22 protein-coding genes are annotated in these 25,268 nt (G+C 68.6%); 5 read left to right on the top strand and 17 right to left on the bottom strand.

All coding sequences use genetic code 11. The features are described from left to right. Positions 1–120: 120 nt before the first annotated feature. The 13 genes from ABUE11_RS12005 to ABUE11_RS11945 all read right to left on the bottom strand — a co-directional run bounded on the left by ABUE11_RS12005 (position 121) and on the right by ABUE11_RS11945 (position 15,005). On the bottom strand, positions 121–807 hold the full coding sequence (locus ABUE11_RS12005; RefSeq protein WP_367065509.1) for an EthD domain-containing protein: 687 nt from the start codon (positions 805–807) through the stop codon (positions 121–123). Further along, positions 800–2,107, bottom strand: coding sequence for an MFS transporter (locus tag ABUE11_RS12000; RefSeq protein WP_367068813.1), 1,308 nt, complete (start codon positions 2,105–2,107; stop codon positions 800–802). The genes ABUE11_RS12005 and ABUE11_RS12000 overlap by 8 nt, the downstream gene beginning before the upstream one ends. Positions 2,108–2,109: 2 nt before the next feature. Then, positions 2,110–3,801, bottom strand: coding sequence for a class I adenylate-forming enzyme family protein (locus ABUE11_RS11995; RefSeq protein ID WP_367065508.1), 1,692 nt, complete (start codon positions 3,799–3,801; stop codon positions 2,110–2,112). A gap of 5 nt (positions 3,802–3,806) precedes the next feature. Beyond that, complete coding sequence (locus tag ABUE11_RS11990) at positions 3,807–4,925, bottom strand: acyl-CoA dehydrogenase family protein (RefSeq protein ID WP_367065506.1); 1,119 nt, start codon at positions 4,923–4,925, stop codon at positions 3,807–3,809. An 18-nt stretch (positions 4,926–4,943) separates the two neighbouring features. Beyond that, on the bottom strand, positions 4,944–6,137 hold the full coding sequence (locus ABUE11_RS11985) for an acyl-CoA dehydrogenase family protein (protein ID WP_367065505.1): 1,194 nt from the start codon (positions 6,135–6,137) through the stop codon (positions 4,944–4,946). Next, a complete protein-coding gene (locus ABUE11_RS11980; protein WP_367065504.1) occupies positions 6,134–7,258 on the bottom strand; it encodes an MBL fold metallo-hydrolase in 1,125 nt (374 codons plus the stop codon). The genes ABUE11_RS11985 and ABUE11_RS11980 overlap by 4 nt, the downstream gene beginning before the upstream one ends. Positions 7,259–7,265: 7 nt before the next feature. Beyond that, positions 7,266–9,083: a long-chain-acyl-CoA synthetase gene (locus tag ABUE11_RS11975; protein ID WP_367065502.1), complete on the bottom strand. Its 1,818-nt coding sequence runs from the start codon at positions 9,081–9,083 to the stop codon at positions 7,266–7,268. Positions 9,084–9,118: 35 nt separating this feature from the next. Beyond that, on the bottom strand, positions 9,119–10,300 hold the full coding sequence (locus tag ABUE11_RS11970; protein WP_367065501.1) for an acyl-CoA dehydrogenase family protein: 1,182 nt from the start codon (positions 10,298–10,300) through the stop codon (positions 9,119–9,121). 159 nt (positions 10,301–10,459) lie between these two features. Beyond that, entirely contained in the window at positions 10,460–11,638 is a 1,179-nt protein-coding gene (locus tag ABUE11_RS11965) for a lipid-transfer protein (RefSeq protein ID WP_367065499.1), read from the bottom strand. A 33-nt stretch (positions 11,639–11,671) separates the two neighbouring features. Further along, positions 11,672–12,091, bottom strand: coding sequence for a MaoC family dehydratase (locus ABUE11_RS11960; RefSeq protein WP_367065498.1), 420 nt, complete (start codon positions 12,089–12,091; stop codon positions 11,672–11,674). Beyond that, positions 12,081–13,208 (bottom strand): acyl-CoA dehydrogenase family protein, encoded by a 1,128-nt coding sequence (locus ABUE11_RS11955; RefSeq protein WP_367065497.1) that lies wholly within the window; start codon positions 13,206–13,208, stop codon positions 12,081–12,083. The genes ABUE11_RS11960 and ABUE11_RS11955 overlap by 11 nt, the downstream gene beginning before the upstream one ends. 10 nt (positions 13,209–13,218) lie before the next feature. Continuing rightward, the gene (locus ABUE11_RS11950) at positions 13,219–14,178 is read right to left on the bottom strand and encodes a Zn-ribbon domain-containing OB-fold protein (protein WP_367065496.1); all 960 of its coding nucleotides are present in this window, start codon (positions 14,176–14,178) and stop codon (positions 13,219–13,221) included. Between the two features lie 35 nt (positions 14,179–14,213). Continuing rightward, positions 14,214–15,005: an SDR family oxidoreductase gene (locus ABUE11_RS11945; protein ID WP_367065494.1), complete on the bottom strand. Its 792-nt coding sequence runs from the start codon at positions 15,003–15,005 to the stop codon at positions 14,214–14,216. Positions 15,006–15,174: 169 nt separating this feature from the next. Between ABUE11_RS11945 and ABUE11_RS11940 the strand changes: the two genes are divergently transcribed. Next, on the top strand, positions 15,175–15,987 hold the full coding sequence (locus tag ABUE11_RS11940; RefSeq protein ID WP_367065493.1) for an enoyl-CoA hydratase: 813 nt from the start codon (positions 15,175–15,177) through the stop codon (positions 15,985–15,987). A gap of 193 nt (positions 15,988–16,180) precedes the next feature. Then, a complete protein-coding gene (locus ABUE11_RS11935) occupies positions 16,181–17,563 on the top strand; it encodes a DUF1329 domain-containing protein (protein WP_367065492.1) in 1,383 nt (460 codons plus the stop codon). A 205-nt stretch (positions 17,564–17,768) separates the two neighbouring features. On the opposite strand, the gene ABUE11_RS11930 is transcribed toward ABUE11_RS11935, so the two are convergent. Next, the gene (locus ABUE11_RS11930) at positions 17,769–18,149 is read right to left on the bottom strand and encodes a steroid Delta-isomerase (protein WP_367065491.1); all 381 of its coding nucleotides are present in this window, start codon (positions 18,147–18,149) and stop codon (positions 17,769–17,771) included. A 13-nt stretch (positions 18,150–18,162) separates the two neighbouring features. After that, positions 18,163–18,936, bottom strand: coding sequence for an SDR family oxidoreductase (locus ABUE11_RS11925; protein ID WP_367065490.1), 774 nt, complete (start codon positions 18,934–18,936; stop codon positions 18,163–18,165). A 222-nt stretch (positions 18,937–19,158) separates the two neighbouring features. On the opposite strand from ABUE11_RS11925, the gene ABUE11_RS11920 reads away from it, so the two are divergent. After that, entirely contained in the window at positions 19,159–20,865 is a 1,707-nt protein-coding gene (locus tag ABUE11_RS11920) for a DUF1302 family protein (RefSeq protein ID WP_367065489.1), read from the top strand. Positions 20,866–21,082: 217 nt separating this feature from the next. Further along, a complete protein-coding gene (locus tag ABUE11_RS11915) occupies positions 21,083–22,090 on the top strand; it encodes a YCF48-related protein (RefSeq protein ID WP_367065487.1) in 1,008 nt (335 codons plus the stop codon). Between the two features lie 127 nt (positions 22,091–22,217). Here ABUE11_RS11915 and ABUE11_RS11910 read toward each other — a convergent pair whose 3' ends face one another. Further along, positions 22,218–23,720 carry a transglycosylase SLT domain-containing protein gene (locus ABUE11_RS11910; protein WP_367065486.1) on the bottom strand — a complete coding sequence of 501 codons (1,503 nt, stop codon included), beginning with the start codon at positions 23,718–23,720 and terminating at the stop codon, positions 22,218–22,220. Beyond that, positions 23,717–24,493, bottom strand: coding sequence for a hydroxyacylglutathione hydrolase (gene gloB, locus ABUE11_RS11905; RefSeq protein ID WP_367065484.1), 777 nt, complete (start codon positions 24,491–24,493; stop codon positions 23,717–23,719). Before gloB ends, ABUE11_RS11910 begins: the two co-directional genes overlap by 4 nt. On the opposite strand from gloB, the gene ABUE11_RS11900 reads away from it, so the two are divergent. Next, positions 24,492–25,265, top strand: a complete 774-nt coding sequence (locus tag ABUE11_RS11900) for a methyltransferase domain-containing protein (protein WP_367065483.1) — start codon at positions 24,492–24,494, stop codon at positions 25,263–25,265. The two genes, gloB and ABUE11_RS11900, sit on opposite strands and share 2 nt — an antisense overlap. Positions 25,266–25,268: the final 3 nt, after the last annotated feature.

Here is a 25,268-nt window from a genome sequence, read left to right as displayed (position 1 = left end):
GCAGCGTCACCCGCCCGAACCCCGCCCTGCCCTTGTGGGCAGGGATGAGGCCAACGGCCCCGGCGGCACCCATTGGGGGTTGCCGCAGGGGCCGTTGCCGTTTCGGAATGAGTCAGCCTCTCAGGGCCGACGGTGGCTTACCCGCGTGGGCATGAACACCGAGGCGCGGTAGTCGCACACCGTCTGGCAGAGCACGGGCAGGGCGGCCGACACGGGCCGACCCGCCAGCAATGCACCCATCTGCGCCGCATCGCGAAACCACCATTCGACGACGGCGTCGTAGTCGTAGCCCGCGGGGCGCTGGGGCTCGACGAGGTTGAGCACGGCCCTGCCGCTGCCGGCCCAGCCGGGGGCGCACAGGCGCAGCGCCTGCGCGAAGTCGGCGTCGGCCACGGCCGGGCGGCGCTTGAGAAACGCCACCAGCACCGCGTCGCCCGCGGCTCCGGCGTGCACGGTCTGCTCCCGCGCCACCAGGGCGCAGTCGCGCACGTAGCGGTCGAACACGCGCGGCTCGTCGGGGCGCATGATGGCCAGGGTCTCGGGGTCGCTCCAGATGGCGTCGGCGCTCTCGCGGTCACGCAGGCGCAGCAGGTTGACGCCGTCGTAGCGGGCGTCTGCGTCGCTGGGCCAGTGCGCATCGAGCAGGCGCACGCATTGCGTCACGCTGCGCACACGGTCCTGCACATTGCGGCATTGCCGCCCGAGGGCCGAATGCTCGCGCCAGGCCTGGGCGAAGTCCTCTGCCGCCAGGCGCGGGTTGCGCCGCGCCAAGTAAATCATCTTCCAGCTGTCGGCGTGCTCAGGCATGGGATTCACGTGGATGGGCATGGGCGGCCGGCACCTGCGCGGCGTCATTGGCCGCGCGTGCGGCCGGAAACAGCGGCAACGCCCGCGCCAGGGCCAGCAGCCCGGGCAGCAGCATGGACACGATGAGCATGAGCGCAATGCGCAGGCCATCGCCGGGCAGCATGCGCTCAATCACATCGGAGAGCCAGCCCGTGAAGATGGGGCCCAGGCCGTTGCCGACCAGCGATCCCACCAGCATGATGGTGGCATGGGCCGTGGCGCGGCGCCGGGGCGGCACGACAAAGCTCAGCGCGGCATAGCAGGGTGCGGCCCACCAGACGACGAAGAAGGCGTAGGCCACCATCAGCGCCGCCGCCGGCCCCACCGCTCCCGCGGGCATGAGCAGATACACCAGGCCGCAGGGCAGGGCCAGGCCCAGGCCCAGCACGGGCACGCCCAGCTGCCAGCGGCCGTCGCGGCGCGCAAGGCGGTCGGCGAGCGTGCCCGACACCAGCGCGCCGATGATGGAGGCCAGCGCGGCCGCACCCGAGATCAGCCCCGACTCCTGCAGCGACAGCCCATGGCGGCGGATCAACAGCGCGTTGTTCCACGAGCCGAAGCCATAGCCGGCCAGCAGCGCAAAGCCCGCGCCGACGATGAGCCAGCGCGTCACTGGCGCATGCCACAGCAGGGCCAGCGCGCCGTGGCGATCGGGCGCGGCGGCGCCGGCGGGCAGTGGGTGGCGCGGCGGCTCCTGCACCGTCCAGCGCAGCAGCAGCGTGGCCAGCAGGGCCGCGAGACCGATGACGCCCATGGTCATGCGCCAGCCATAGCGCTGCGCCAGCCACGACCCGAGCACCAGTGCCAGCAGCGAGCCCAGGCTGGCGCCCGTGCCAAACAGGCTGATGACGCGCGAGCGCTTCTCGGGCGGGTACAGGTCGCTGAGCATGGAGATGGAGGCGGGCGCGCCCCCCGCGTCGCTCACGGCGCCACCGGCGCGCGAGACCAGCAGGGTCCAGAAGCCCGTGGCCCAGGCGCCGGCGGCCCCGAGCAGTGCGCCCGCGCCGCGGCTCCAGGTGAGCACGCGGCGGCGCTCGCCCCGGTCGGCCAGCTTGCCCAGCGGAATGCCCAGCAGCACGAAGCTGAGCGAGAAGCCCAGGCCCGTGACCAGGCCGATCTGCAGGTCCGTGAGGCCGAACTCGGCCTTGACCGGCTGCAGCAGCACGGCCAGGATCTGCCGATCCATGAAGGCCAGGGCCGACAGCAGCGTCAGCAGCATCAGGGTGTAGCTGCGCCGGCGGGCGGCGGCCTCGGGGGGCATGCTCACTTCGGTTGGTACTCGCGCTTGACGGCGTTCTTGAGCAGCTTGCCCGCCGGGTTGCGCGGCAGCGCGGTGTCGCGCAGGTGCACGACCTGCGGCACCTTGTAGGCCGCCAGGCGCGCGGCCACATGCTGGCGCAGCTCCTCGCTGCTTGCCTGGGCGCCGGCGCGCAGGTGCACCACGGCGACCACGGCCTCTCCCGTCTGCTCGTCGGGCTGGGCAAAGACCACGGCATCCTCGACGGCCGCGTGCTGCAGCAGGCAGGACTCGACCTCGGCCGCGGCGATCTTCTCGCCGCTGCGGTTGATCACATCCTTGATGCGGTCGACGATGCGCAGGAAACCGTCGGCGTCGATGTGGCCGACATCGCCGGTGCGAAACCAGCCGTCGCTCATCGCCGCCTGGGTGGCGCGCGGCTGGTTCCAGTAGCCGTTCATCACGGTCACGCCGCGCAGCCAGATCTCGCCATCCTGCCCTGCGGGCTGGGGCTCGCCGAACACATCGGCGATGCGCAGCTCCATCAGGGGCGAGACCGTGCCCGCGCATTCGGGGCGCAGCGCAAACAGCGTGCCCGAGGCGCCAGCGCCCACGCCGTTGGTCTCGGTCAGGCCAAAGCCTATGCCGGAGAGCGAATCCGGGCGCGCGGCCAGCGTGGCCTCGATCAGGCGTTGCGACAGGCCCGCGCCGCCAAAGCCCAGGCCCATGAGCGAGCCGCTGACGGCCGGGTCGTGGAAGGCGGGCTGGTTGAGCAGCTGCTGCACCATGGAGGGCGCGCCGTTGAACTGCGTGACCTTCTCGCGCTGGATCAGCTCCATGGCCAGCGCCGGATCCCAGCGGTACATGAGCACCAGGCGCCGGCCGTGGCGCAGCGCGGCCAGCAGCTGCGCGTGCAGGCCACTGATGTGAAACAGCGGCACCACGGTCAGCGTGGTGGGCGTGAGGCCAGCGGCCATGAACTTCTGCACCGCCTGGGGCGACGTCATGCCGGCGAGCGCACCGATGTAGTCGATGTTGAACAGCGCCTGGCACACGGCGCGCTGGTTCGATTGCACGCCCTTGGCCTGGGCTGATGCGCCAGAGGTGAACAGGATCAGCGCCGGGTCGGTGGCGGCGAGTGTCGGCGGCTTGAGAGCCGGGCCGCCGGGCGCGACCAGGTCGGCCCAGCGCACGCTGCCCTGGTCGCTGTCGACCACGGTGCTCTGGCAGCCCTCGGGCAGCGGGTGCTGGGCCAGACGGTCCAGGCGGTCCTGGTCGCAGACCAGCCAGCGCGGATTGAGGTCGCGCAGGCTGGTGCTCAGTTCCTCGCCCAGGCCAAAGCTGTTGAGCGGCGCGGGCACGGCGCCCACCAGCGCGGCGGCGACAAAGGCCACGGCCCATTCGGGGCGGTTGCGCAGCGCAATGGCCACGATGTCGCCGGGCTTCATGCCATGCTCCTGCTGCCAGCGTCCGGCCAGGGCATCGACGGCGGCGAAGAAGCGGTCGAAGGTCCAGCGGTCCTCGCCATAGACCATGAACTCGCGCGCGCCATGGGCGCGGCCGGCGTTGATGAGATCGGGCAGGGTGCGAAAGGCGTTCTTGTAGGCCTTGGCCGGGTGGCCCAGGTGCTCCACCTGTTCGAGTTCAAACGGGGCCCCGGGGGCCACGAGTTGCGCGCGCGCCTGGTGTGCGCGCTCTACCAGTTCCGATGCATTCATGACGGTCAAAATCCTTTCAGGCGGGCGTAGCGGTCGCGGTGGTACAGGGTGTCGCCCAGCGTCTGGCCGATGACGCGGGCGCGCTTCAGAAACAGGCCCAGGTCGAACTCGTCGGTCACGCCAATGCCGCCATGCAGCTGCACGGCCTCGTTGAGCAGGCGCTCGCACAGGTCGTTGGCGCGCACCTTGGCCAGGCTGGCGAGCAGGGGCAGCTCGCTGCTGTCCTCGTCGATGGCCGAGAGCGCGGCGCGCACGCAGCTGTCGAGCAGCTCCACCTCGCAGTACAGGCGCGCCACGCGGTGCTGCAGCGCCTGGAACGAGCCAATCGGCACGTCGAACTGCACGCGCTCCTTGAGGTAGGCCACGGTGCGTTCGAGCACCTCACGCGCAATGCCATGGGCCTCGGCCGCAAGGCAGATGCGCGCGCAGTCCAGGGCACGCTCGAGCGCGGTTGCGGCATCGTGCAGCTCTAGGCGCGCGTCGGCGGGCAGCTGCACGGCGTCGAGGCGCACGCGCGCATGGTTGTGGCTGTCGGCCATGTGCAGCGGCGTGACGGTGACGCCGGCCGCGGCGGCATCGACGATGAACAGCGCGGCCTCGCCCGCGACCTGCGCGGCCACGAGCAGCCAGCGCGCGCCCACGCCGTCGATGACGAACCATTTCTCGCCATCGAGCCGCCAGCCGTCGCCGCTGGCTTGGGCCGTGGTCTTGAAGCCCTGCGGCAGGTGCCGCTGCGACTCGTCGATCGCGAGCGCCAGGCGCCCGTCGCCCGCGGCCAGCAGCGGCCACCAGCGCTGCTGCTGCGCGCCGTCCTGCAACTGCAGCAGCAGCTCGGCCGCCAGCACGCTGTGCGAGAGCAGGGGCAGGGCCGCGAGGTGGCGGCCCATGAGCTCAAAGATGGCGCCCAGGCCCGCATGGCCCATGGCCAGGCCGCCGGCGGACTCGGGCAGGGCGGCGATGGGCCAGCCCAGCTCCACGGCCTGCTGCCACAGCGCGGCGTCGTAGCCCAGGGGGGCTGCGTCGTCGCGCAGGGCGCGCTGGCGCGCCACGGGGGATTGTTCGGCGATGAAGGCCAGCGCGCTCTCGCGCAGCATGGTCTGTTCTTCGGTCAGCAAAAAGCCCATGTCAGTTCTCCGGCAGGCTCAGGCGGGCAGGCCGAGCACGCGCTTGGCGATGATGTTGAGCTGCACCTCGCTGGTGCCGCCGCCTATGGTGTAGGTCTTGGTCAGCAGCCACTGGCGGCAGATGTCGTGCTCGAGGGCCGTGAAGTCTTCGCCCTCCCAGGACAGGCCGTTCAGGCCCATGACCTGCACCAGCAGCTCGTACTTGGCCACCTCCTGCTCGGTCTGCACCAGCTTCATGATGGCGGCCGGGCCGCTCACGTCCTGGCGCGCCATGGCCTGGGCCGTGACGCGCTGGTGCGTGAGCGCAAAGGCATGGGCGTCCATGAGCTGCGCGGCCAGGCGGTCGCGCCACACGGCGGCCTGGGCCGGCGCGGCCTCCTGCAGGTAAGGCCGGGCCACGGCCAGCGCGTCGTGCGAGGGCGCGCCGCCCTCGGCAAACTTGGACATGGCGGCGCGCTCGTGCTGCAAGAGCTTCTTGGCCACGGCCCAGCCCTCGCCCTCGGGGCCGACGAGCTGGCGCACGGGCACGCGCACGTTGTCGAAGAACACCTCGCAAAAACTCGACTTGCCGCTGATGAGCTCGATGGGCTTGACGCTCACGCCGGGCGCGTGCATGTCGATGAGCACAAAGCTGATGCCCTGCTGCTTGCGTGCGCTGGCGTCGGTGCGCACCAGGGCGTACATCCAGTCGGCCTGGTCGCCATAGGACGTCCAGATCTTGGAGCCGTTGACGATATAGGCCTCGCCATCGGCGTCCTGCACGCGCCTGGCCGAGGTCTTGAGGCTGGCCAGGTCCGAGCCCGCGTTGGGCTCGGAGAAGCCCTGGCACCAGCGGCGCTCGCCACGCATCATCGGGATGAGGTGCTCGCGCTTTTGCTCCTCGGTGCCCACTTCGAGCAGCACCGGGCCCAGCATCCACACGCCCAGGTTGTACTGGGGCTGGCGGCAGGACAGGCGCGCCATTTCCTCCTCGACGATGCGCGCCTGTTTGGGTGTGAGGCCGCCGCCGCCATACTCCCTGGGCCAGCCGGGGGCGAACCAGCCGCGCTCGCGGCAGCGCTCGAACCACAGGCGCTGGTCCTCGTTCTGGAACTGCAGGCGCGAGCCGCCCCAGACCATTTCCTCGGCCACGATGGGCCGGCGCATGCTGGCCGGGCAGTTGGCCTCGAGCCAGGCCGCGACTTCGGCGCGGAAGCTGTTGTTGTCACTCACTCGTGTGTCTCCGAAAAATCGTAGGCCTGCGGCATGCCCTCCACCACCGGCATGCGCTCGAAACGATGGCAACCGTCGTCATGCAGCCAACGGCGTATCAGCCCCTGCTGGCGCAGCCAGTTCAGGTGGGCAATGGACTCGCCCATGGCCATGAGGTCGTCCATGGCGCCGCGCCGCTTGGGGAACTGCACCTGCATCAGCTCCCAGGCCGTGGCGGGGCCGCGCTCCTGCAGGCTGCGCAGCAGCAGGTCGAACTGCTGGCCGTGGTGGGCGTGCAGCTCCTGCACACGTGCGTGCAGGCCGCGAAACACGCCCTGGTGCGAGGGCAGGATCAGCGTGTCCTCGGCCAGCTGCTTGAGGCGGTCGAGCGAGGCCAGCCACAGGCCGAGCGGGTTGGCTTCGGGCTCGAAGGGCGTGACGAGCACGTTGGATGTGATGCGCGGCAGCAGCTGGTCGCCAGCGAGCAGGATGCGCTCGCTCGCGTTGTACAGGCACACATGCTCGGGCGAATGGCCCTCGCCCACGACGACCTGCCATTCGCGGGTGCCAATCGTGAGCCGGTCGCCGTCGCGCAGGCGCCGGTAGCACTGCGGCACGGGCGGCGCGAAGGAGTTGCGCCGCAGGCCGCCGAACATGTGCTCGATCTGCTCGGCGCTCAGGCCCGCGCGCAGATAAAAGCCCTGGTGCAGCGGCGGCAGCGGGTCGGGTGGCGGCGCGGCGTAGTGGCGCAGCATGAAATATTCGCCGTGGCTCATGTACAGCTCGGCGTCGAAGCGCTCCATGATCCAGGCGGCCAGGCCCGCGTGGTCGTGGTGGCTGTGCGTGCACACCAGGCGGCGGATCGGCAGGCCATCGAGGCGTGTGGCGGCGATCTGCTCCCACAGCGCGCGGCCGTCGGGCAGGTTCAGGCCGGTGTCCACCACCGTCCAGCCATCGCCGTCGCGCAGCAGGTAGACGTTGATGTGGTCCAGCGCCATGGGCATGGGCATGCGCGCCCAGAGGATGCCGGGCGCCACCTCGACCACCGAACCGTCGGGCGCGGGCGCGTTGAAGGGGTAGTCCAGCGCCGCGCTGGCGCGCTGGCGCTCGATGCGGCGGATGGGTGCGGGGGCGGCCGTCATTGCCGCCTCAGCCCCGCAGCGCCCGGGCCACGGCCTCGGCCGTCAGCGGCACGTAGGTCTGGGACGCGTCGTCGCGCACGAACAGCGGGTCCTTGACGATGGCGGTGTCGAAGCCCTCGCGCTGCAGGTCGACCTTGCGCAGCTTGTAGTTGCCAGTCATGTCGGCCGCGGCCGGCAGGCGCACGAACAGCGGCGCGGCGTAGCGCGGCAGGCGCTCCATGGCGAGCTTCCAGAAGGCCGCGGGGTCGAACTCGCTGCCGGGCAGCAGCACCACGGCGGCCATGCCGGCGCGGCCGTCGTTGTCGGGTACCTTCACACCGTAGATGGTCAGCGCCTCCAGGCCGGGGTAGTCGCCAAGCACGTCGGCCACCTCGGTGGTGGAGACGTTCTCGCTCTTCCAGCGGAAGGTGTCGCCGATGCGGTCCACGAACCAGCAGTAGCCATGCTCGTCGCAGCGCAGCAGGTCGCCCGAGGACCACCAGGCGTCGCCCTTCTGGAACACGTCGCGCAGGATCTTCTTCTCGGTCGCCTCGTGCGAGGTATAGCCCTCGAAGCGCCCGCCTATGGCCTCGGGATGCTGCACGATCATGCCGATGGCCTCACCGGGCTCGTTCACGCTGGCGAGCTGCAGAAAGCCGTTTTCGTCACGCGGGTGGCTGTCGGTCTCCACGTCGTAGCGCACCAGGCGCAGATTGGTCTTTTCCCAGAACGGCACGCGGCCGCACGAGCCGGGCCAGTTGTCCAGGTTCAGCGTGTTGGTGTTCGACTCGGTCGCGCCCCAGCTCTCGATGATCTGGAACTGGTCACCAAAGCGCTCGGTCCACTGCTGCCAGACCTCGGGCGCCATGCCCGTGCCCGAGAGCTTGCGCAGGCTGTGGTTCTTGTCGTCGGGGCTGGGCGGGGCGCTGAGCAGAAAGCGGCAGATCTCGCCCACGTACTGCGCCACGGTGATCTGGTGGCGGCGCACATCGGCCCAGAACGCGCTGCGGCTGAACTTGCGCCGCACCACCACGCGCGCGCCGCCGGCCAGCGCCGTGGAGCCGGCCGACATGGACGCCGCGCCGTGGTAGAGCGGCAGAAAGCAATAGAAGCAGTCCGCGGGCGTGATCTCCAGACTGATGCGCATCACGTCGCCCGCCATGAGCCAGCGGCCGTGGCTGACATGCGCGGCCTTCGGCAGGCCCGTGGTGCCCGAGGTGAAGATGTACAGCGCCGTGTCGCCGGCCGTGATGCCCTCGCGCCACTGCGCGGGCGGGTTGTGGGCGTCGGCCTGGTCCGCGAGCCGCTCGAGGTTCTGGCTGCACAGCGCGCGCAGGTCACCACTGGCGGGCTGGGCCGCGTCGGGCCAGAGCCAGTAGTCAAGGCCCGCGGGCAGGTCCTGCACGGTCTGGGCAAAGTTCTTCAGGCATTCCTCGCCCACCACCACATGCGTGGCGCCCGTGACCTGCAGCGCGTGGGCCAGTGGCTTGCCGCTCACATAGGTGTTCAAGAACGCCACCTTGGCGCCGATCTTGGTCAGCCCCCACCAGACGAAGAAGAAGGCCACGCGGTTTTCCATGGCCAGGGCCACCACGTCGCCCTTCTTCACGCCCAGGGCGCGCGCGGCGTGCGCCACCTGGTTGATGCGGCGGTTGGTCTCGGCGTAGCTGTAGCTCGCGTCGCCCTCCTGCAGAAAGGGCAGGTCGGCGAACTGCTCGGCCTGCTCCTGCAGCCGGTCGGCGATGGTGTAGGGCAGGGAGGCGCGGTAGCGCGCGCTGGCCTGGCTGCGCAGGTCCAGCTTGGCCTGCGTGACCTCGCGGGGTACGGGTTGGGCTGTGTGGTTCATGCTGTCTCCCTGGCTTGTCGTAGGGGGCAGAGGCGTCAGCGCACCGGGCGCGGCATGCCCAGGCCGAACTGGGCGATCAGCTCGCGCTGGATTTCGTTGACGCCGCCGCCAAAGGTGTTGATGGTGTTGGCGCGGATCTCGTACTCGAGCTCGCCGAGCAGGTAGGAGGCGCTGCTGCCCGCGCGCACCAGGGCGCTTGAGCCCACGATGTCCATCAGGCGGCGCAGGATCTCGAGCACGCTCTCGGTGCCATAGACCTTGGTGGTCGAGGCCAGGGCCACGTCCATGCCGCCGGCCTCCAGGTCGGCCGCGATGCGGAAGTTGGTGATGCGCATGGCCTCCAGGCGCGTGTAGCACTCGGCCAGCGAGCGGCGCACCCAGGGCTGGTCGATGGCGCGCTGGCCCTGCTCGTCGCGCGCCTTGGCCCAGGCCAGCACCTTGGCAAACGGGCCGAAGACCTTGTCGGACCATGAGCCCAGGCCCAGGCGCTCATGGTTGAGCTGCGCGGTGATGAGCTTCCAGCCGCCGTGCAGCTCGCCCACGAGGCGCTCGGCGGGCACCTGCACGTTGTCGTAGTAGGTGGCGGCCGTGTAGTTGCCCACGGTCTCGATCAGCGTGTGCGAGAAGCCGGCCGCGCTGGTGTCGGCAATCATGATGGAGATGCCCTTGTGGCGCGGCAGGTCCGCACTGGTGCGCACGGCCAGCCAGATGTGGTCGGCCGACTCGATGCTCGAGGTCCACAGCTTGCTGCCGTTGACGACGAAATGGCCCGTCTGCAGGTCGCCCTCCAGGCGCGCCTGGGTCTTGAGCGTGGCCAGGTCCGAGCCCGCCTGGGGCTCGGAGTAGCCGATGGCGAACAGCGTCTCGCCGGCCGCGATGCCGGGCAGGAACTCGGCCTTCTGCTTCGCCGAGCCATGGGCCATGAGCGCCGGGCCCACGGTGCTGATGGTCACGAAGGGCAGGGGGGCACCGGCGATGTTGGCCTCCTCGAAGAAGATCAGCTGCTCGGTGGCCGACAGGCCCTGGCCGCCGTACTCCTTGGGCCAGCCCACGGCCAGCCAGCCGTCGCGGCCCATCTGGCGCACGATCTGGCGGTACTCCTCGCCGCCCTCGGCGCCGCGCATGCGCACGCGCAGCTCGGGCGTCATCAGGGCGTTGAAATAGTCACGCACGCGCAGGCGCAGGCGGTGCTGCTCGGGGGTGAGATCGACAAACATGGGCTGGGGCCGCTTTCTTGTGCAATGGGGGCAGGCAGGGGTAGTCGTGATTACTACGTTGTTGATAGCTGCTTGCGCTTATCTGGTATGGGTTGGAGCCTGATTTGACTAAATAAGCCGGCCTTGGCTGCCCGCCCCCCGCGAGGGGCGGGTGGCGCATCAGGCCGCGCCCAGAATCAAACCGCTGGTGGGCACGCCGGTGCCGGCCGTGACCAGCACATTGCGTACGTCGGCCACCTGGTTCACGGCCGTGCCGCGCACCTGGCGCACGGCTTCGGCCACGCCGTTGAAGCCGTGGATGTAGGCCTCGCCGAGCTGCCCGCCATGGGTGTTGATGGGCAGCTTGCCGCCGCGTGCGTGGTGGCCGGCGCGCACGAATTCCTTGGCCTCGCCGCGCGGGCAGAAGCCGAATTCCTCGAGCTGCGCGAGCACAAAGGGCGTGAAGTGGTCGTAGATCACCGCGGTCTGGAAGTCCTGCGGGCCGAGGCCCGACTGCGCATACAGCTCGCGGGCGACCACGCCCATCTCGGGCAGGCCGGTGATGTCCTCGCGGAAGAACGAGGTCATGCTCTGCTGGCCCTCGGTGATGCCCTGCGAGGCGGCCTTGATGACCACGGGCCTGTTCTTCATGTCGCGTGCGCGCTCGCTGCTGGTGATCACCATGGCCACGGCGCCGTCGCTTTCCTGGCAGCAGTCGAGCAGGTGCAGGGGCTCGGCGATCCACTTCGATGCCTGGTGCTCGGCCAGCGTGATGGGCTTTTGGTAGAAGAACGCGGCAGGGTTGGTGGCGGCAAAGTCGCGCACGGCCACGGCCACGCGGCCAAAGTCCTCGCTGGTCGCGCCATAGCGGTGCATGTAGCGGCGCGCAAACATGCCCACCCAGGCCGCCGGCGTGTGAAAGCCGTGCGGCATGTACCAGCCGTAGTTCACGTTGTCGAAGATGGGCGTGCTGCCGAAGCCGTAGCTGCCGGTGCCGAAGCGGTACCAGCTGCGCTCGTTCATGGCGCGGTAGACCACGACGGTCTTGGCCAGGCCCGTGGCCACGGCCATGGCGGCGTGCAGCACCGGCGCGCAGGCCGCGCCGCCGCCATGCGGGATCTGCGAGAAGAACTTGACGCTCTTGGCGCCCAGCAGGCGCGCGATCTCGTACTCGGGCACCTTGTCCACGCTGTAGGAGCTGAAGCCCTCGACCTCGCTCGGGTCTATGCCGGCGTCGGCCAGCGCGGCCAGCGTGGCCTCCATGGCCAGGCGCAGCTCGGTGCGGCCGGAATTCTTGGAAAACTCGGTGGCGCCCAGACCGACGATGGCGGCGCGGCCGGAAATGTTCGGTTCACTCATTGCTTGTCTCTCCTGCGCTGTCGCTGTGGTCGGTCAGGCCAGGCCCACGCGCACCGTGCCGGTGACGTGGTTGCCGTACTGGTTCTTGCCCTTGAGCGTGACCTCGACCGTGCGGTCGCTCTCGCGCTTGTCGGTCACGCTGCCACTGAAGGTCATGGTGTCGCCGGGGTAGTTGGGCGCGCCCAGCTTGATCTTGAGGTCGCGCAGGGGAGCACCGGCGCCGCCGGCCCAGGACTCGACGAAGCGCTGCACCAGACCGTTGGTGGTCAGGATGTTCATGAATACATGGGGCGAGCCCAGGGCCTGGGCGGCGTCCTTGTCCATGTGGCCGGGGAAGTAGTCGCGCGTGGCGATGGCGCCGCCGGCGATCAGCTGCACCGTGATCGGCACGGCCAGAGTGGGCAGTTCGTCGCCCAGCAGCACGTCATTGAAGCGGCGTTGCTCAGAGTTCATCTTCGGCGAGGTCATATTTCCATCCCAGGTTGTCGTTGTCGGCCAGCCAGTCGCCCAGGGCGGCCAGGTGGTGCTCGGAGCCGCCCAGCGCGACGGCCAGCGCGCGGCTCCAGTAAAGGAAGCGGTGGATCGGGTAGGTCACATCGACCCCCATGCCGCCATGCACGTGCTGCGCGACGCGCCCCACGTTCAGGCCCGTGTCGTTGGCCAGGGCGCGCACGGCGTGGGCCTGGGGCTTGGCGCCCAGGCCCGCATCCAGGCGGTAGACGAGCTGCCAGAGGCTGCTGCGCAGGGCCTCGAGCGCGATGTGGCCGTCGGCCATCTGCCCGGCGACGAGCTGAAAGCTGCCAATGGGGCGGTCGAACTGCTTGCGCTCGCTCACGTATTCCACGGTGCGGCGCAGCTGCTCGGCCGTCACGCCCAGCTGAATGGATGCCAGCGCGGCGATGGCGCGCGGCTCAAGCCAGGCGATGGCCGCGGGCGGCAGCACGGCGTCGTCCGCGAGCGCCACGCCATCAAACTGCAGGTCGGCAATCTCCTGGTGGTGCTGGCTCTGGCCCGGCGTGCGTGTGATGCCCGCGGCATCGAGCGCGAGCCAGACCAGGCGCGGGCCGTCCTCGGCCTGGGCGACGAGCAGTGCGTGGCGGGCAGCAGCCGCCAGCGGCACGGCGGGGCTGCTTCCCTGCAGGATCCAGCCGTCCACCCGGCGCGCCAGGCGCAGCGTGCAGCCACGCGACTGCGCCAGGCCCGCGAGCGAGACGGCGGCGATCTCGCCCGCCATCAGGGCGGCCAGGGCCGGCTGCAGGGCGGCGCCGCCAAAGCGCGCCAGCGTGGCAGCGGCGAGCTGCTGCTCCCACAGCGGCACCAGGGCCAGGGCGCGGCCCTGTTGTTCGAGCACGGCCATGAGCTCGGTCATTCCCAGGCCCAGGCCGCCATGCTCCTCGGGCACGGTGATGCCGTGCAGGCCCGCGGCCACGCATTGCTGCCACAGCGCCTGCTGGTAGGGCGCGCCCGAGGTGTCGTGCGCGCGCAGCTGGTCGTCGCTGCAGTAGTCGGCGAACAGGCTCTGCGCCATGTCGGCGAAGGCGCGCTGGTCTTCGGTGAGTTGAAAGTCCATGGCGCTGGCCTCAGGCGGCGATGGGGCGGAACTGCGGCAGCACGAGCTCGCCGTCGTTGAAGGCGTTGAACTCCACCTGCACGCGCTGGCCTATCTGCACCTCGGAGCTCTTGATGCCGACGATCTGCGCGATCAGGCGTGTGCCCTCGTCGAGCTCGATCAGGCCCACGGGGTTGGGGTATTCGAACGGCGGCACCTCGGGGTAGTGCATGACGACGAAGGAGTACACCGTGCCCTTGCCGCTGGCCTCGACCGTGTCCCACTCGAAGCTGTGGCAATGCGGGCAGACCGGGCCCGGCGGGTGGCGCAAGGTGTTGCAGCCCTTGCAGCGCTGGATGAGGAGCTTGCCCTCGCGCGCGCCGTCCCAGAAGAAGCGCGTGTCGTCGCTGATGCCGGGGGCCGAGCGCGGGATGGCCTTCGGCTTTGCAGCGGGCGCGTCCGTGGCCGGCTTGACCGGGTTGGCCGGGCGGAACTTGAAGACGCGAAACAGCAGTTCGCCGACCTTCTCGTCCGGGGCGCCTTTGGCCTCGCCCTGCGAGAAGTAGCTCATGATGAGCGTGACGAAATAGCCCGTGCCCAGGCCCGTGGTCTTTTCCTCGCCCACGCTGTCCAGGCGCGTGGTGTAGTAGAGCTTCTCGCCCTCGCGCAGATAGCGCTCGAACGTCAGTTCGGAGTTCACGGCGACGACCGAGGGGAAGCCCTGGGCCTCGATGAGCTTGAGCGCCTCGTAGGGGTTCTCGGTGGTGGAGCCGGGCGGGTAGTTGTTGGCCACAGGCCCCTCCATGCACCACACCTGCAGCATCGCCGGCGGGGCGAGCACATTGCCATCCTCGTCGTACGGCACCTCGGTGCCCATGAGCTCGCACCACTGGCGAATCATCGGCGCGTTGACCGGGTCCCAGGCGTACACGCGCCCGTATTCCTTGCCCACCAGGGCGCGGACTTCTTGCATCCATGCGGGTTCAGCCACTGTTAGCTCCTTTGTCGTTCGGTGTGGTCGCAGGGTCAGGACTGACCATGCGGGGTGGTGTTGTGGGCTGCGGCCAGAAAGGCCGGCCGCTCGCCGCCGCCGTGCAGCAGCAGGTTGCTGCCGCTCATGTAGGACGCCTGGGGCGAGGCCACGAACAGGCAGGCGTTGGCGATGTCCTCGGGCTCGGCCAGGCGCCCCGCGGGAATGGTGGCGGCGACGTTGGCAATGCCCTGCTCGTCGCCGAAGTGCAGGTGCGACTGTTCGGTGCGCACCAGGCCCGGGCTGACGGCGACCACGCGCACCTTGGGCGCCCACTCCACGGCCAGCGATGAGGTGAGACTCAGCACCGCCGCCTTGGCGGCGCCATAGGCCGCCGTGCCGGGCGAGGGGCGCAGCGCGCTGATGCTGCCGATCAGCACGATCACGCCGCCGCTCTCCTGCTGCTGCATCACGGCATTGGCCGCCTGCGCCATGTGCAGCGCGGCCAGCAGGTTCAGGCGGATCACGCCCTCGTGAAAGCGCGGCGAGACGGTGGCGGCGTCCACGGCCGGGCTGCCGCCGGCGTTGTGCACCACCACGTCCAGTCGCCCATGGCGCTGCACGATGGTCTGCACCAGCGCCTGCAGGGCCGTGGCCTCGCGCACGTCGCAGGCCTCGAACTCGGCGCTGCGCGCGCCGTGGCTGGGCAGCTGCTCGGGCTGCTGGCGCGCGCACACCACCACGGTGGCGCCTGCGGCCAGAAAGCCCTCGGCAATGGCCCGGCCTATGCCCTTGGTGCCGCCGGTGACGAGCACGACCTGTTGTTGATAGTCCTGTTGCGGGTTCATGGAGGAGAAATATAGAAATCCACCCCCGGTCCAGATACGTCCAATCGGACGATGCCGCGTCACCCCTGCGAAACGACCATCACGCCGTCCCCGTCGACCACCTGTGGTGGCCGGCGGCTATCAAAATTGCCAACCCATCACTGGCCTGGCGCCCAGCCAGGAAGCGCCCATGCATGTTGCTGTCGATGAATATCTTGTGACCGATCTGTGTACGCCCGAGCTGCGCGTGCAGCTGCTCGACGGCGGCGTGGCCCTGGTCACGCTGCACCGGCCCGAGGCCACGAATGCGCTGAGCCTGCCGCTGCAGGCGGCGCTGTCGCGCGCCTTCACGGCGCTGGCCGAGGACGAGCGCGTGCGCGCCATCGTGCTGACCGGCGGCGACAAGGTCTTTGCCGCGGGCGGCGACATCAAGAGCATGGAGGGCTGCGGCCCCATAGAGATCATGCGGCGTCACACCGAGCGCGTGTGGGCGCCCATCGAGCGCTGCCCCAAGCCCATCATCGCCGCCGTGTGCGGCTACGCCTTCGGCGGCGGCGCCGAGCTGGCCATGCACTGCGACATCATCCTCGCGGGCGAGGGCGCAAGCTTTGCACAGCCCGAGATCCGCATCGGCATCATGCCCGGCATAGGCGGCACGCAGCGCCTGGTGCGCGCCGTGGGCAAGTTCAACGCCATGCGCATGCTGCTGTCGGGACGGCCCGTGTCGGCGCCCGAGGCGCAGGTCATGGGCCTGGTCAGCCAGGTGCTGCCCGACGCCGAGGTGCTGCCCGAGGCACTCAAGCTTGCCGCGCTGATCGCCGCCATGCCGCCGCTGGCGGTCATGCAGATCAAGGAAGTGGTGCTCGCGGGCATGGACGCGTCGCTGGATGCGGCGCTGATGCTCGAGCGCAAGGCCAATCAGCTGCTGTTTGCCACGCAGGATCAAAAGGAGGGCATGCAGGCCTTCATAGAGAAGCGCAAGCCGCGTTTCGAGGGGCGGTGATGGGCCCCAAGTGCGGCTAGGGAAACCGCCTAGTCCTGTTTGACGATGAGTGTGGAACCAGAGCAACCCACAATCATTCGCACCATGCATGCCAGTGGCCCTGGGGGTGCATGAGCTCAACCCCGCAAGGGCCATGGAACTCGGTCGGCACATGTGCCGGCGATCGCAGGAATTTGACGACAAGGAGACGATGATGAAGATGACCGTAAAGCCCAGCGTGCTGGCCGTGCTGGCCCTGGGCCTGATGGCCGGTGGCGCAGCCTGTGCCAAGGCCTCGCCCGAAGAGGTGGACAAGCTGGGCAAGTCCCTGACCTGCACCGGCGGTGAAAAGGCCGGTACCGCCAGCGGCGTGCCCGAGTTCACGGGCAAGTGGCTGGGCACGCCTCCGGGCATCGACTACAAGCCCCATGTGGGCCAGCATCCCGTCGATCCCTACAAGGACGAGAAGCCCCTGTTCACCATCACGGCAGAGAACCTGTCGCAGTACGCCGAGCGCCTGACCGATGGCCAGAAGGCCTTGTTTGCCAAGTACCCCAAGACCTACCGCATGCCGGTCTATCCGGGTCATCGTGACTTCCGCTTCCCGGACTTCGTCTGCGAATCGGCCAAGAAGAACGCGCAGAACGCCGTGATGGCTGCATCCGGCATGGGCGTGGAAAACGCCGTCAAGGGCGCGCTACCCTTCCCGATCCCGAAGACGGGCCTGGAGCTCGCGTTCAACAACCTGCTGCCGTTCCGCGCCTTCAATGAGAACACCATCCGCGACAACGCCAACGTGCTGGCGGACGGCACGGTGGCCTGGGGACGCATGTACAACCGCAGTCTGGATCTGCTCGATGCGCCCTCTGAGGCAGGCAAACCCCTGGTCGGCCTGATGGCGCAGGGCATGAACGTGACCATCCTGCCCGAGCGCGACAAGGGCACGGTGTCCGTGAACGCCGAGCCGGTCGACTTCGGCAAGGACAAGCGCCTGACCTGGAGCTATGACCCCGGCACGCGCCGCGTGCGCCAGGTGCCCGAGTACGGCTTTGACCAGCCCATGGGCGGCACCGGCGGCAAGATGACCATCGACCAGGATCGTTTGTTCAATGGCTCGCCCGTGCGCTACAATTGGAAGATGGTGGGCAAGAAGGAAATCTACGTCCCCGCCAATTCGTACAAGATCCACGCGAACACGGTCAAGTACGCCGACCTGCTCAAGCCCGGCCACGCCAACCCTGACTTCATGCGCTATGAGCTGCGCCGCGTCTGGGTGCTGGAGGCCACGCTCAAGGAGGGCTATCGCCACGTGTACGGCAAGCGCGTGCTGTTCATCGACGAGGACACGGGCCAGGCCCTGGTGAGCGACTATTTCGACGCACGTGGCCAGCTGTGGCAGCATGCGCTGATCAACTACTACTACGCATTCGACGCCAATACCTTCCACGCCGGCACGAGCTTCTACTACGACCTGAACTCCGGCGGCTACGCGGCCTACAACCTGTTCCAGGAGCGCCCCATCGGCCCGATCCTGAACAAGGGTGACTTGACACCTTCGATGTTCACCCCCGAGGCTGCGCGCAACGCAGGTACCTGACGAGGCATTGAGCTCGCCGCACGCACCGCGGCGGCCCACCATGCGCCCACCCTTGCGGTGGGCGCTGTGTTTTCTGGGGTTGGCTCGCCGTCGTGATGCGCGTCTCGTCCGATGCTCGAGGCGCCGGCGACCGCTTGAGATCGGCCATTGGAACGGCAGGCGCGCATGGGATTGCAGGGCCCCTCCAGGGGCGCCTGCTTTCCGGTTACTCGGCGCTCATGTTGTTCGGGCCGAAGATGGCGCGCATCGATTGAATCTTCCCGGACTCGTCGAAGCGGAACACGTCGATCGGTCGAATCGCGGTATTGCGGCCTTGCCAGTGCAGGCGCACGCAGAACGCAAATGCCGCTTCGTTGGCGGCCGCGCGGATCGGGCCTTCCAGGGTCACGTCGAGCTTGAGTGCAAGGGATTGGGCGTAGAACGCCCGGATCGCGGCGAGCCCACGGTGTACGGGACTGCCCACGGGGTCCTCGACCGTACCGTCCTCGGCGTAGAGGGCAACTATGGCCTCCAGATCGCCCGCGTTCAGTGCCGCGATGTAGCGGCGCACGACGGCTTCCATGGCTTGTGCGGTGTTGTTGTTCATCCGTCTGCCGTGATCAGAACTGCGTGGGCCGCACCATGGCATCCATGCCACCGTCGACGAACAGCTGCGTGCCATGCACGAAGCTGGCCTGTGCACTCATCAGAAAGACCACCGTGGCGGCAATTTCCGCTGGCTCTGCGCGGCGGCCCAGCGGTGCCACGAAGTCCTTGATGGCCTGGGCGTAGCGTGCGTCCTGCAGGCCCGCTTGCAGCAGCGGCGTCTCGACCGCGCCCGGCGCCACGGTGTTCAGGCGCACGCCGGCCTTGCCCCAGGCGGTCGAGCGCTGGCGCACGGCCACGGTGACGGCGTTCTTGGACCCGGCGTAGGCGAGCTGCCCCCCCTTGTCACCCGCACCATCGACGATCTGGCCGGCCTGTGCCTCGTCGCCGGCAGCGAGTGCGGCGGCCAGCGGATTGCGATCCCAGGACAGTTGTGCCGATGCCACCGAGGACACCACCACGGCGGCCGGACTCTGGCCCTTCTGCAGCGCGGGCAGCAGGCCGTCGAGCAGGTCGACCACGCCAAAGTAGTTCACGGACACGGCCCTGGATGCCGGTTGTACCTGCGGGCCGAGGCCGGCGCACAGTACCAGTCCGTCGAGCACGCCACCGGTTTTCTCCAGCGCCTGCTGCAGCACGGACTGGCGGCCGGCCGCGCTGGACAGGTCGCCGCAGATGTCGGCGTTGCGCAGGTCGACGCCGATGACGTGGTGGCCTGCGGCCTGCAATGCGGCCTGCGTGGCCGCGCCGATGCCGGATGCCGATCCGGTGAGCAGGGTGGTGGGCATGGGTACTCCTTGTGTGATGAGAGGGATTGCCAACGTGCCATCACACAACATGCGCACTCCCTGCGCCACATGCAAACGGACGATATGGAGTCGGTGCAACCCGCTGCGGGAAAGCCTCTAGTCTTTATAGACGATGAAGTTTGCAGGTGGGCTGAGAACAATGCGCTCCAGTCGCTGTCATGCGCGTCCCACCCACGTGAATACAAACAAGGAGACAACACTGTGAGTCATAGCACCCAACTCAGGCCGATCGCGGCCGCCGCACTGGCCGCGGTCCTGGCAGGGGGCACCCATGCTGGCGAGACCGTGGAACTGGGCAACGATGTCAAGCTGGACTGGAAGCTGACCGGCACCTATACGGCATCGCAGCGCATGAAGCATGCCGACCCCATTCTTGCCGGCGCCGCGGGCAGCAATGATGGTGACAACAACTTCAGCAAGGGCGCACTCACGGCCAACCGCCTGTCGGCTCTTTTCGAGAGCAAGGTGTACAAGGGCGACAGCGGCTTTGTGCTGTCGGGCAGCACGTTCTACGACGATGTCTATCACCGCACGAACGACAACGACCCCAATTCCAGGACCGTCAACAAGCCGCCACCGTTCAACCATTTCACGAGCCAGGCCAAGCGCTACCACGGTGGCTACAGTCGTTTCCTCGACGTCTATGGCTACACCTCGTTCCGACTCGGTGACAGCCGCGCGACGGTGCGCCTTGGGCGTCATGTGGTGAACTGGGGCGAGGCGACCTTCCTGCCCAACATGGCCCAGGCACAGGGTCCGTTCGACGGCACCAAGGTCGGTGTCCCGGGAACCGAGGTGAAGGACTCGGTGTTGCCAGAGGACCAGATCTCGATGTCCATCGAGATGAACCCGCGCTGGTCCCTGCTGGGCTATGCGCAGTTCGGCTTCCATCCCACGATCGCGCCCGCGCCAGGCTCGTTCCTGAACAGCTCGGACGCGGTAGGCCCCGGCGGCAGCTGCCTGGGGCCCTACACCACGATTCCTCCGGTACCTGCCGTGGGTTATGCGGGCTTCAGCGGCTGCTCCTTCGGGCCGCGCGGTTCCGACATCGAACCCAGCAAGACCGGGCAATGGGGTATTGGCACGCGGTATCGCGTCTCGGACGAAACCGAGGTCGGCGTGTACTTCATGAACTACCACGACCGTACGCCGCTGACGGAGATCAACGCATTCACCCCGGGCTCGCCGATTCCCCCGGCGCTGCAGGCTGCGATGGGCGGGCTCAAGCAGATCGGCAACGGCTCCTATCAGGTGCGCTACTTCGACAACATCAAGCTGCTCGGCGGCACGGTGAGTACCACGTTTGGGCCGGTGTCGGCCTACGGTGAACTGACCTACCGCGATGGCGCGCCGGTGCTGGTCGATGCCGTCATCGATCCGGCCAAGGGCACGACCATGGCGACGGCGACCCGGGCAAAGATCACCCAGCTGAACGTCGGCGGCTTCTACAACATTGGGCGCACGCCGATTGCCGATCAGGTGCAGCTGCTGGCCGAGGTGGCGGGCGTGGCCATCGGCAAGGTCGACAAGCGCGCGGCCGTGGGTTCGGAGTCGTTCCCGCCGGCATACGGCTTTGTGCCCTCGGACAAGCTGTCGTTCCGCTCCAAGAGCGCCTGGGCATTCTCCGGCACCCTGGTGCTGGGCTACCCCGGCATCTTCGAGGGCTGGGACCTGAACGTGCCCATCGCCTATCAGCACCAGCTCCGGGGCCGCAGCCTTGTCGGCGGTGTCGGTGGTGGCCAGGGCGACAGGCGTTACAGCGTGGGGGCCTCGTTCGTCTACAAGGGCAATCTGGCGTTGGGCCTGAGCTACTTCGGCTATCTGGGCAGTGCTTCGCTCGACATGAGGAACAACCGCTTGCTGACCGACCGCGACTATCTGTCCCTGACCATGAAGTACACCTTCTGACGATGATGCGGTCCTCCTGGGTGGCAGTGGCAGAGCGGCCACCCCGGGTCGTCAGGCACTGGCCAGCGCAAGCGGCCAGTGCCCTTTTTTTTGCTGCGTCGGCCGTGGGGTGGTCGTCCTTTTGGACGATGAAAGCTCCAGCGCATTCGTCAGAATGCTGTGCAATGGCCCATACCCGTTGAGAGCGCCACATGGCGCGACGAACTAGGAGACAAGCGTGCGAATACTCGTTGGCCTGACCATGTCGGCCGTAATGGCGGTTGCGGCGGTGCAAGCGTTTTCACCCCGGCATACGCAGCCGCTCGCGGCAACGCGTCTGGCGGTGGAGAAGATTCATTTCAATACGGTTGTGCAGTCCAAGGCCGCCCTGGTGGCAGGGGGTGAACTGGGCAAGCTGCTGTACTCGAGCGACCAGGGCAAGAACTGGACGCCCGCCAAGCTGTCGCAGGATCGCCAGGCATTGATCACCCAGGTGGTGTTTGCCCACGATGGTCTGCGTGGCCTGGCCGTGGGGCATGAGGGCTGGATTCTGCGCACCACCGATGGGGGGCTGAATTGGACCGAGGTGGCCTTCGACGAGAAGAACGGCGAGCCGATCATGAGTGCGGCAAATCTGCACGACGATCGCTGGCTGGCGGTAGGGGCGTTCGGGCGTGCGCTGCAGTCGCAGGACGACGGCAAGACCTGGCAGCCGCTGACGCTGCCCGAAGGGGTCGAGGACAAGCACATGAACCGGGTCGTGGGCTCGGCCGATGGTCGGGACTGGCTCATCGTGGGCGAGCGCGGACTGGTGTTGCGCTCGAAGGATCTGGGCGAGACATGGACTCAGTTGCCCGAGTTCTACAACGGCTCGTTCTACAACGCCCAGCCGCTGGCCGGTGATGGCTGGCTGGTCTATGGCATGCGCGGCAATGCCTATGTCAATCACGGCGGCGAGCAGTGGCAGCGCGCCGCGATTCCGGCGCCCATTTCGTTCTTTGGCAGCGTCGTGCTGCCCGGCGGCCAGATCCTGCTCGTGGGGCAGGGCAGCATGGTGGCGACCAGCGACGATGGCGGTGCGCATTTCAAGCTCCGGCACCTGAGCGGGCGCGCCACGCTGATGGACATTGCGCTGCAGCCCGACGGCACGGGATGGCTGGCCTCCGATGCTGGCCTCATGCCCTACAGCCCCGCAGAGGCATTGCAGCTCAGCGCAACCCAGACGAGCACCGAGGCCAAGCAGTGACGCTGGCGTCCCGCTGACGCGGGGCGGCGCCGATCAGCGCTTGGAGCCGGGCGGCCTCTGAACGCCTGCCCGATCGGTGCGAGGAACTTGGCGGGACGAAAGCTGCGGAATAGAGCGTTCCTGATCTTCAGCGCTTGCGCCTGGAGGGGGTGCCGCCCTTGCGCTTGGGTGCCGCCTTGGCGACCTGGGCGGAACGAGCGGCTGACGACTTGGCGCCGGCGTTTGCAGCACCGAGGCGTACCGGCAGGTACATCACGACCCGTGCTCCGGCCTTGAAGCTGCTGGAGACCTTGAGGTCGTTCCAGTCGGCCACATCCTCTGCCTTGACCTTGTAGCGCCTGGCGATGCTGGCGACCGTGTCGCGCTTGCCCGCGCGCACGCTGGTGCGGCGCGTGACGACTTCGGGCGTGAAGGCGATCTGGCCGTTGTCGGCCACATGCTCGGAGACGTCGGCGCGCGTGCCGGCGGCGCGCGGCACCATCAGCGCCGAGCCGGCCTTGATCATCATGCGCGGCGGGATGCCGTTGAGCTGGCGCAGCTCGGCTTCACTCATGCCGGCGCGCTGCGCGGCGGCCGCCACGCTCATGGTGCTGGGCACGGTCCAGACCGTCCAGCTGGCGTACTGGCCCTCGTCGTAGGCCGCGAGGTTCTTGCGAAACACCTGGGCATTGTCCCAGGGCAGCAGGATCTGCGGCATGCCCGCGGCCAGGATCACGGGCTTGTGCAGCGAGGGGTTGAGCGCGCGAAAGTCCTCCACGCGTATGCCGGCCAGGTTGGCGACCAGCGCCACGTCGATGTCGCGCGTGATGTCCACGCGCTGGAAATAGGGGTGGTTGTGGATCAGCGGCAACTCGGTGTTGAAGCGATCGGGGTCGGCCACGATGTTCTTGACGGCCTGCAGCTTGGGCACGTACATGCGTGTCTCGGCGGGCATGGTCAGCTCGGTGTAGCTCGTGCCCAGGCCCTGCTTCTCGTTGCGTGCAATCGCGCGGGCCACGCTGCCCTCGCCCCAGTTGTAGGCGGCAAGGGCCAGGTGCCAGTCACCGAACATGCCGTACAGCTTCTGCAGGTAGTCGAGCGCCGCGCGCGTGGAGGCCAGCACGTCGCGCCGGTCGTCGCGAAAGGCGTTCTGCTTGAGGTCGAAGTAGGTGCCCGTGGCCGGCATGAATTGCCACATGCCTGCCGCCTTGGCGCTGGAGACGGCCTGGGGGTTGAAGGCGCTCTCGATATAGGGCAGCAGGGCCAGCTCGGTGGGCATGCCGCGCATTTCCAGCTCCTCGACAATGTGGAACAGGTATTTGCTTGAGCGCTCGGTCATGCGCTGCATGTAGTCGGGGCGGGTGGCATACCACTGCTCGCGGTCGTGCACCAGATCGGTCTCCAGATCGGGCATGGCAAAGCCGCGGCGGATGCGATCCCATAGGTCGGACGGCGTGTGGATGCCGGCCACCATGTGCCCGCGTGCGCTTCCCGCGGTGATGGGGGACAGGGGGCCCGAAGGGTAGACCGCGGCCGCGTCGGGGCTGCCCTGCTGGCTTCCCGTGGCCTGGTTGCTGTCGGTGCCGGTGGTGGTGGCGCAACCGGCCAGCCACAACAGGCTGGCGAGCCACAGAAGGTGCAGCAGTCTCATCGGTATTCGTTCTTCCATTGGCGCAGTGCAGCCAGCACCGCGGCGGGGTTGTGTGTGTCGACATGCGTGTCGAAGCGATGCGCGGCCAGGGCCACGGCGGCTTCGCGCGTGCGCAGAAAGGGATTGATGGCGCGCTCCGTCGCCATCTGTGCGGGAAGTGTCGGCCTGCCGGCCTCGCGCAGCGCCTCACAGTGATTCTGGTATTCCTGCAGGGCCTCGTTGCCGGGCTCGACGGCGCGCGCGAACCGCAGGTTGGACAGCGTGTACTCATGCGCGCAGCACACGCGTGTGGGGTCGGGGAGGGCGGCCAGCGCGTCGAGCGAGGCCTGCATCTGCGCGGCTGTGCCCTCGAACAGGCGCCCGCAGCCGCCCGAGAACAGGGTGTCGCCGCAGAACAGCAGCGGCGCGCCATTCATGTCGGCGCAGTAGTAGGCGATATGCCCCGCAGTGTGGCCGGGCACGTCGAGCACCGTGAACCTGAGGCCCAGGACGTTCACCTCGTCGCCCTGGGCCAGGCGCGTGAGCGGCTCGGGGATGTCCTCGCGCGCCGGGCCATAGACCACGGCGCCGGTCGCGTTGCGCAACGCTGTCACGCCACCGACATGGTCACCGTGGTGGTGCGTGACTAGAATCGCCTGCAGCGACAAGCCCATGTCCTGCAGCGCCTGCAGCACCGGCGTGGCGTCGCCCGGATCGACCACGAGCGCATGGCGCGCATCGTGCAGCATCCAAATGTAGTTGTCGGCAAAGGCGGGCAACGGCAGCAAATTCATGAGCGGCGAAATTATAGGTTTACACCACTGGCTTGCCTCCCCCCCGGGGCGCTATCTGCTGGCCTGGGAACAGGAGCGCTACGACGAGCTGGTGGCCGACATCTTTGGCTACCACGCGTTGCAGCTGGGCATGCCGGACCTGGCCGGCCTGCGCGCCAACCGCATGCCACACCGCTGGCTGGCGCTGGGCGCAGAACAGGAGGTGCAGCCCCCTGCCTGCGACGACGCGCCCGCCCTGGCGCTGTGGGCCGAGGACGTGGCGCTGCCGTTTCCCGAGGCCAGTCTGGACCTGGTCGCCATGCCCCATACGCTGGAGCTCAGCAAGGATGCGCATGCCGCGCTGCGCGAGGTCTACCGCGTGCTCGTGCCCGAGGGCCGCGTGGTGATCAGCGGCCTCAACCCCTGGAGCCTGTGGGGCCTGCGCCAGTGGCGCGCCCGCCTGTACCAGCGCTGCGGGGGCGGCGGGCAGCTCTACCTGCCCGACGTGGGCGAGTTCATTGCGCCCGGGCGGCTGCGCGACTGGCTGCGCCTGCTGGGTCTCGAGCTCGAGTCGATGAGCTTTGGCTGCTATCGGCCGGCCTCGGGCAGCGAGCGCTGGCTCGAGCATTACGGCTGGATGGACGGTCTGGGCGCGCGCTGGTGGCCGATACTCGGGGCCGCCTATGTGATCGTCGCCGTCAAGCGCGTGCCCGGCATGCGGCTGCTTGAGCCCGCGTGGCGCAGGGCGCCCAAGGCCGCTGCCGCCCAGGTGCAGGTGGCGCGCAGGCATTGAGTG

Source organism: Oryzisolibacter sp. LB2S (assembly GCF_040732315.1).
Classification (GTDB): Bacteria; Pseudomonadota; Gammaproteobacteria; order Burkholderiales; family Burkholderiaceae_C; genus Alicycliphilus; species Alicycliphilus soli.
The sequence above is the reverse complement of the archived record's forward strand: the minus strand, read 5'-3'. Positions and strand labels throughout refer to the sequence as shown.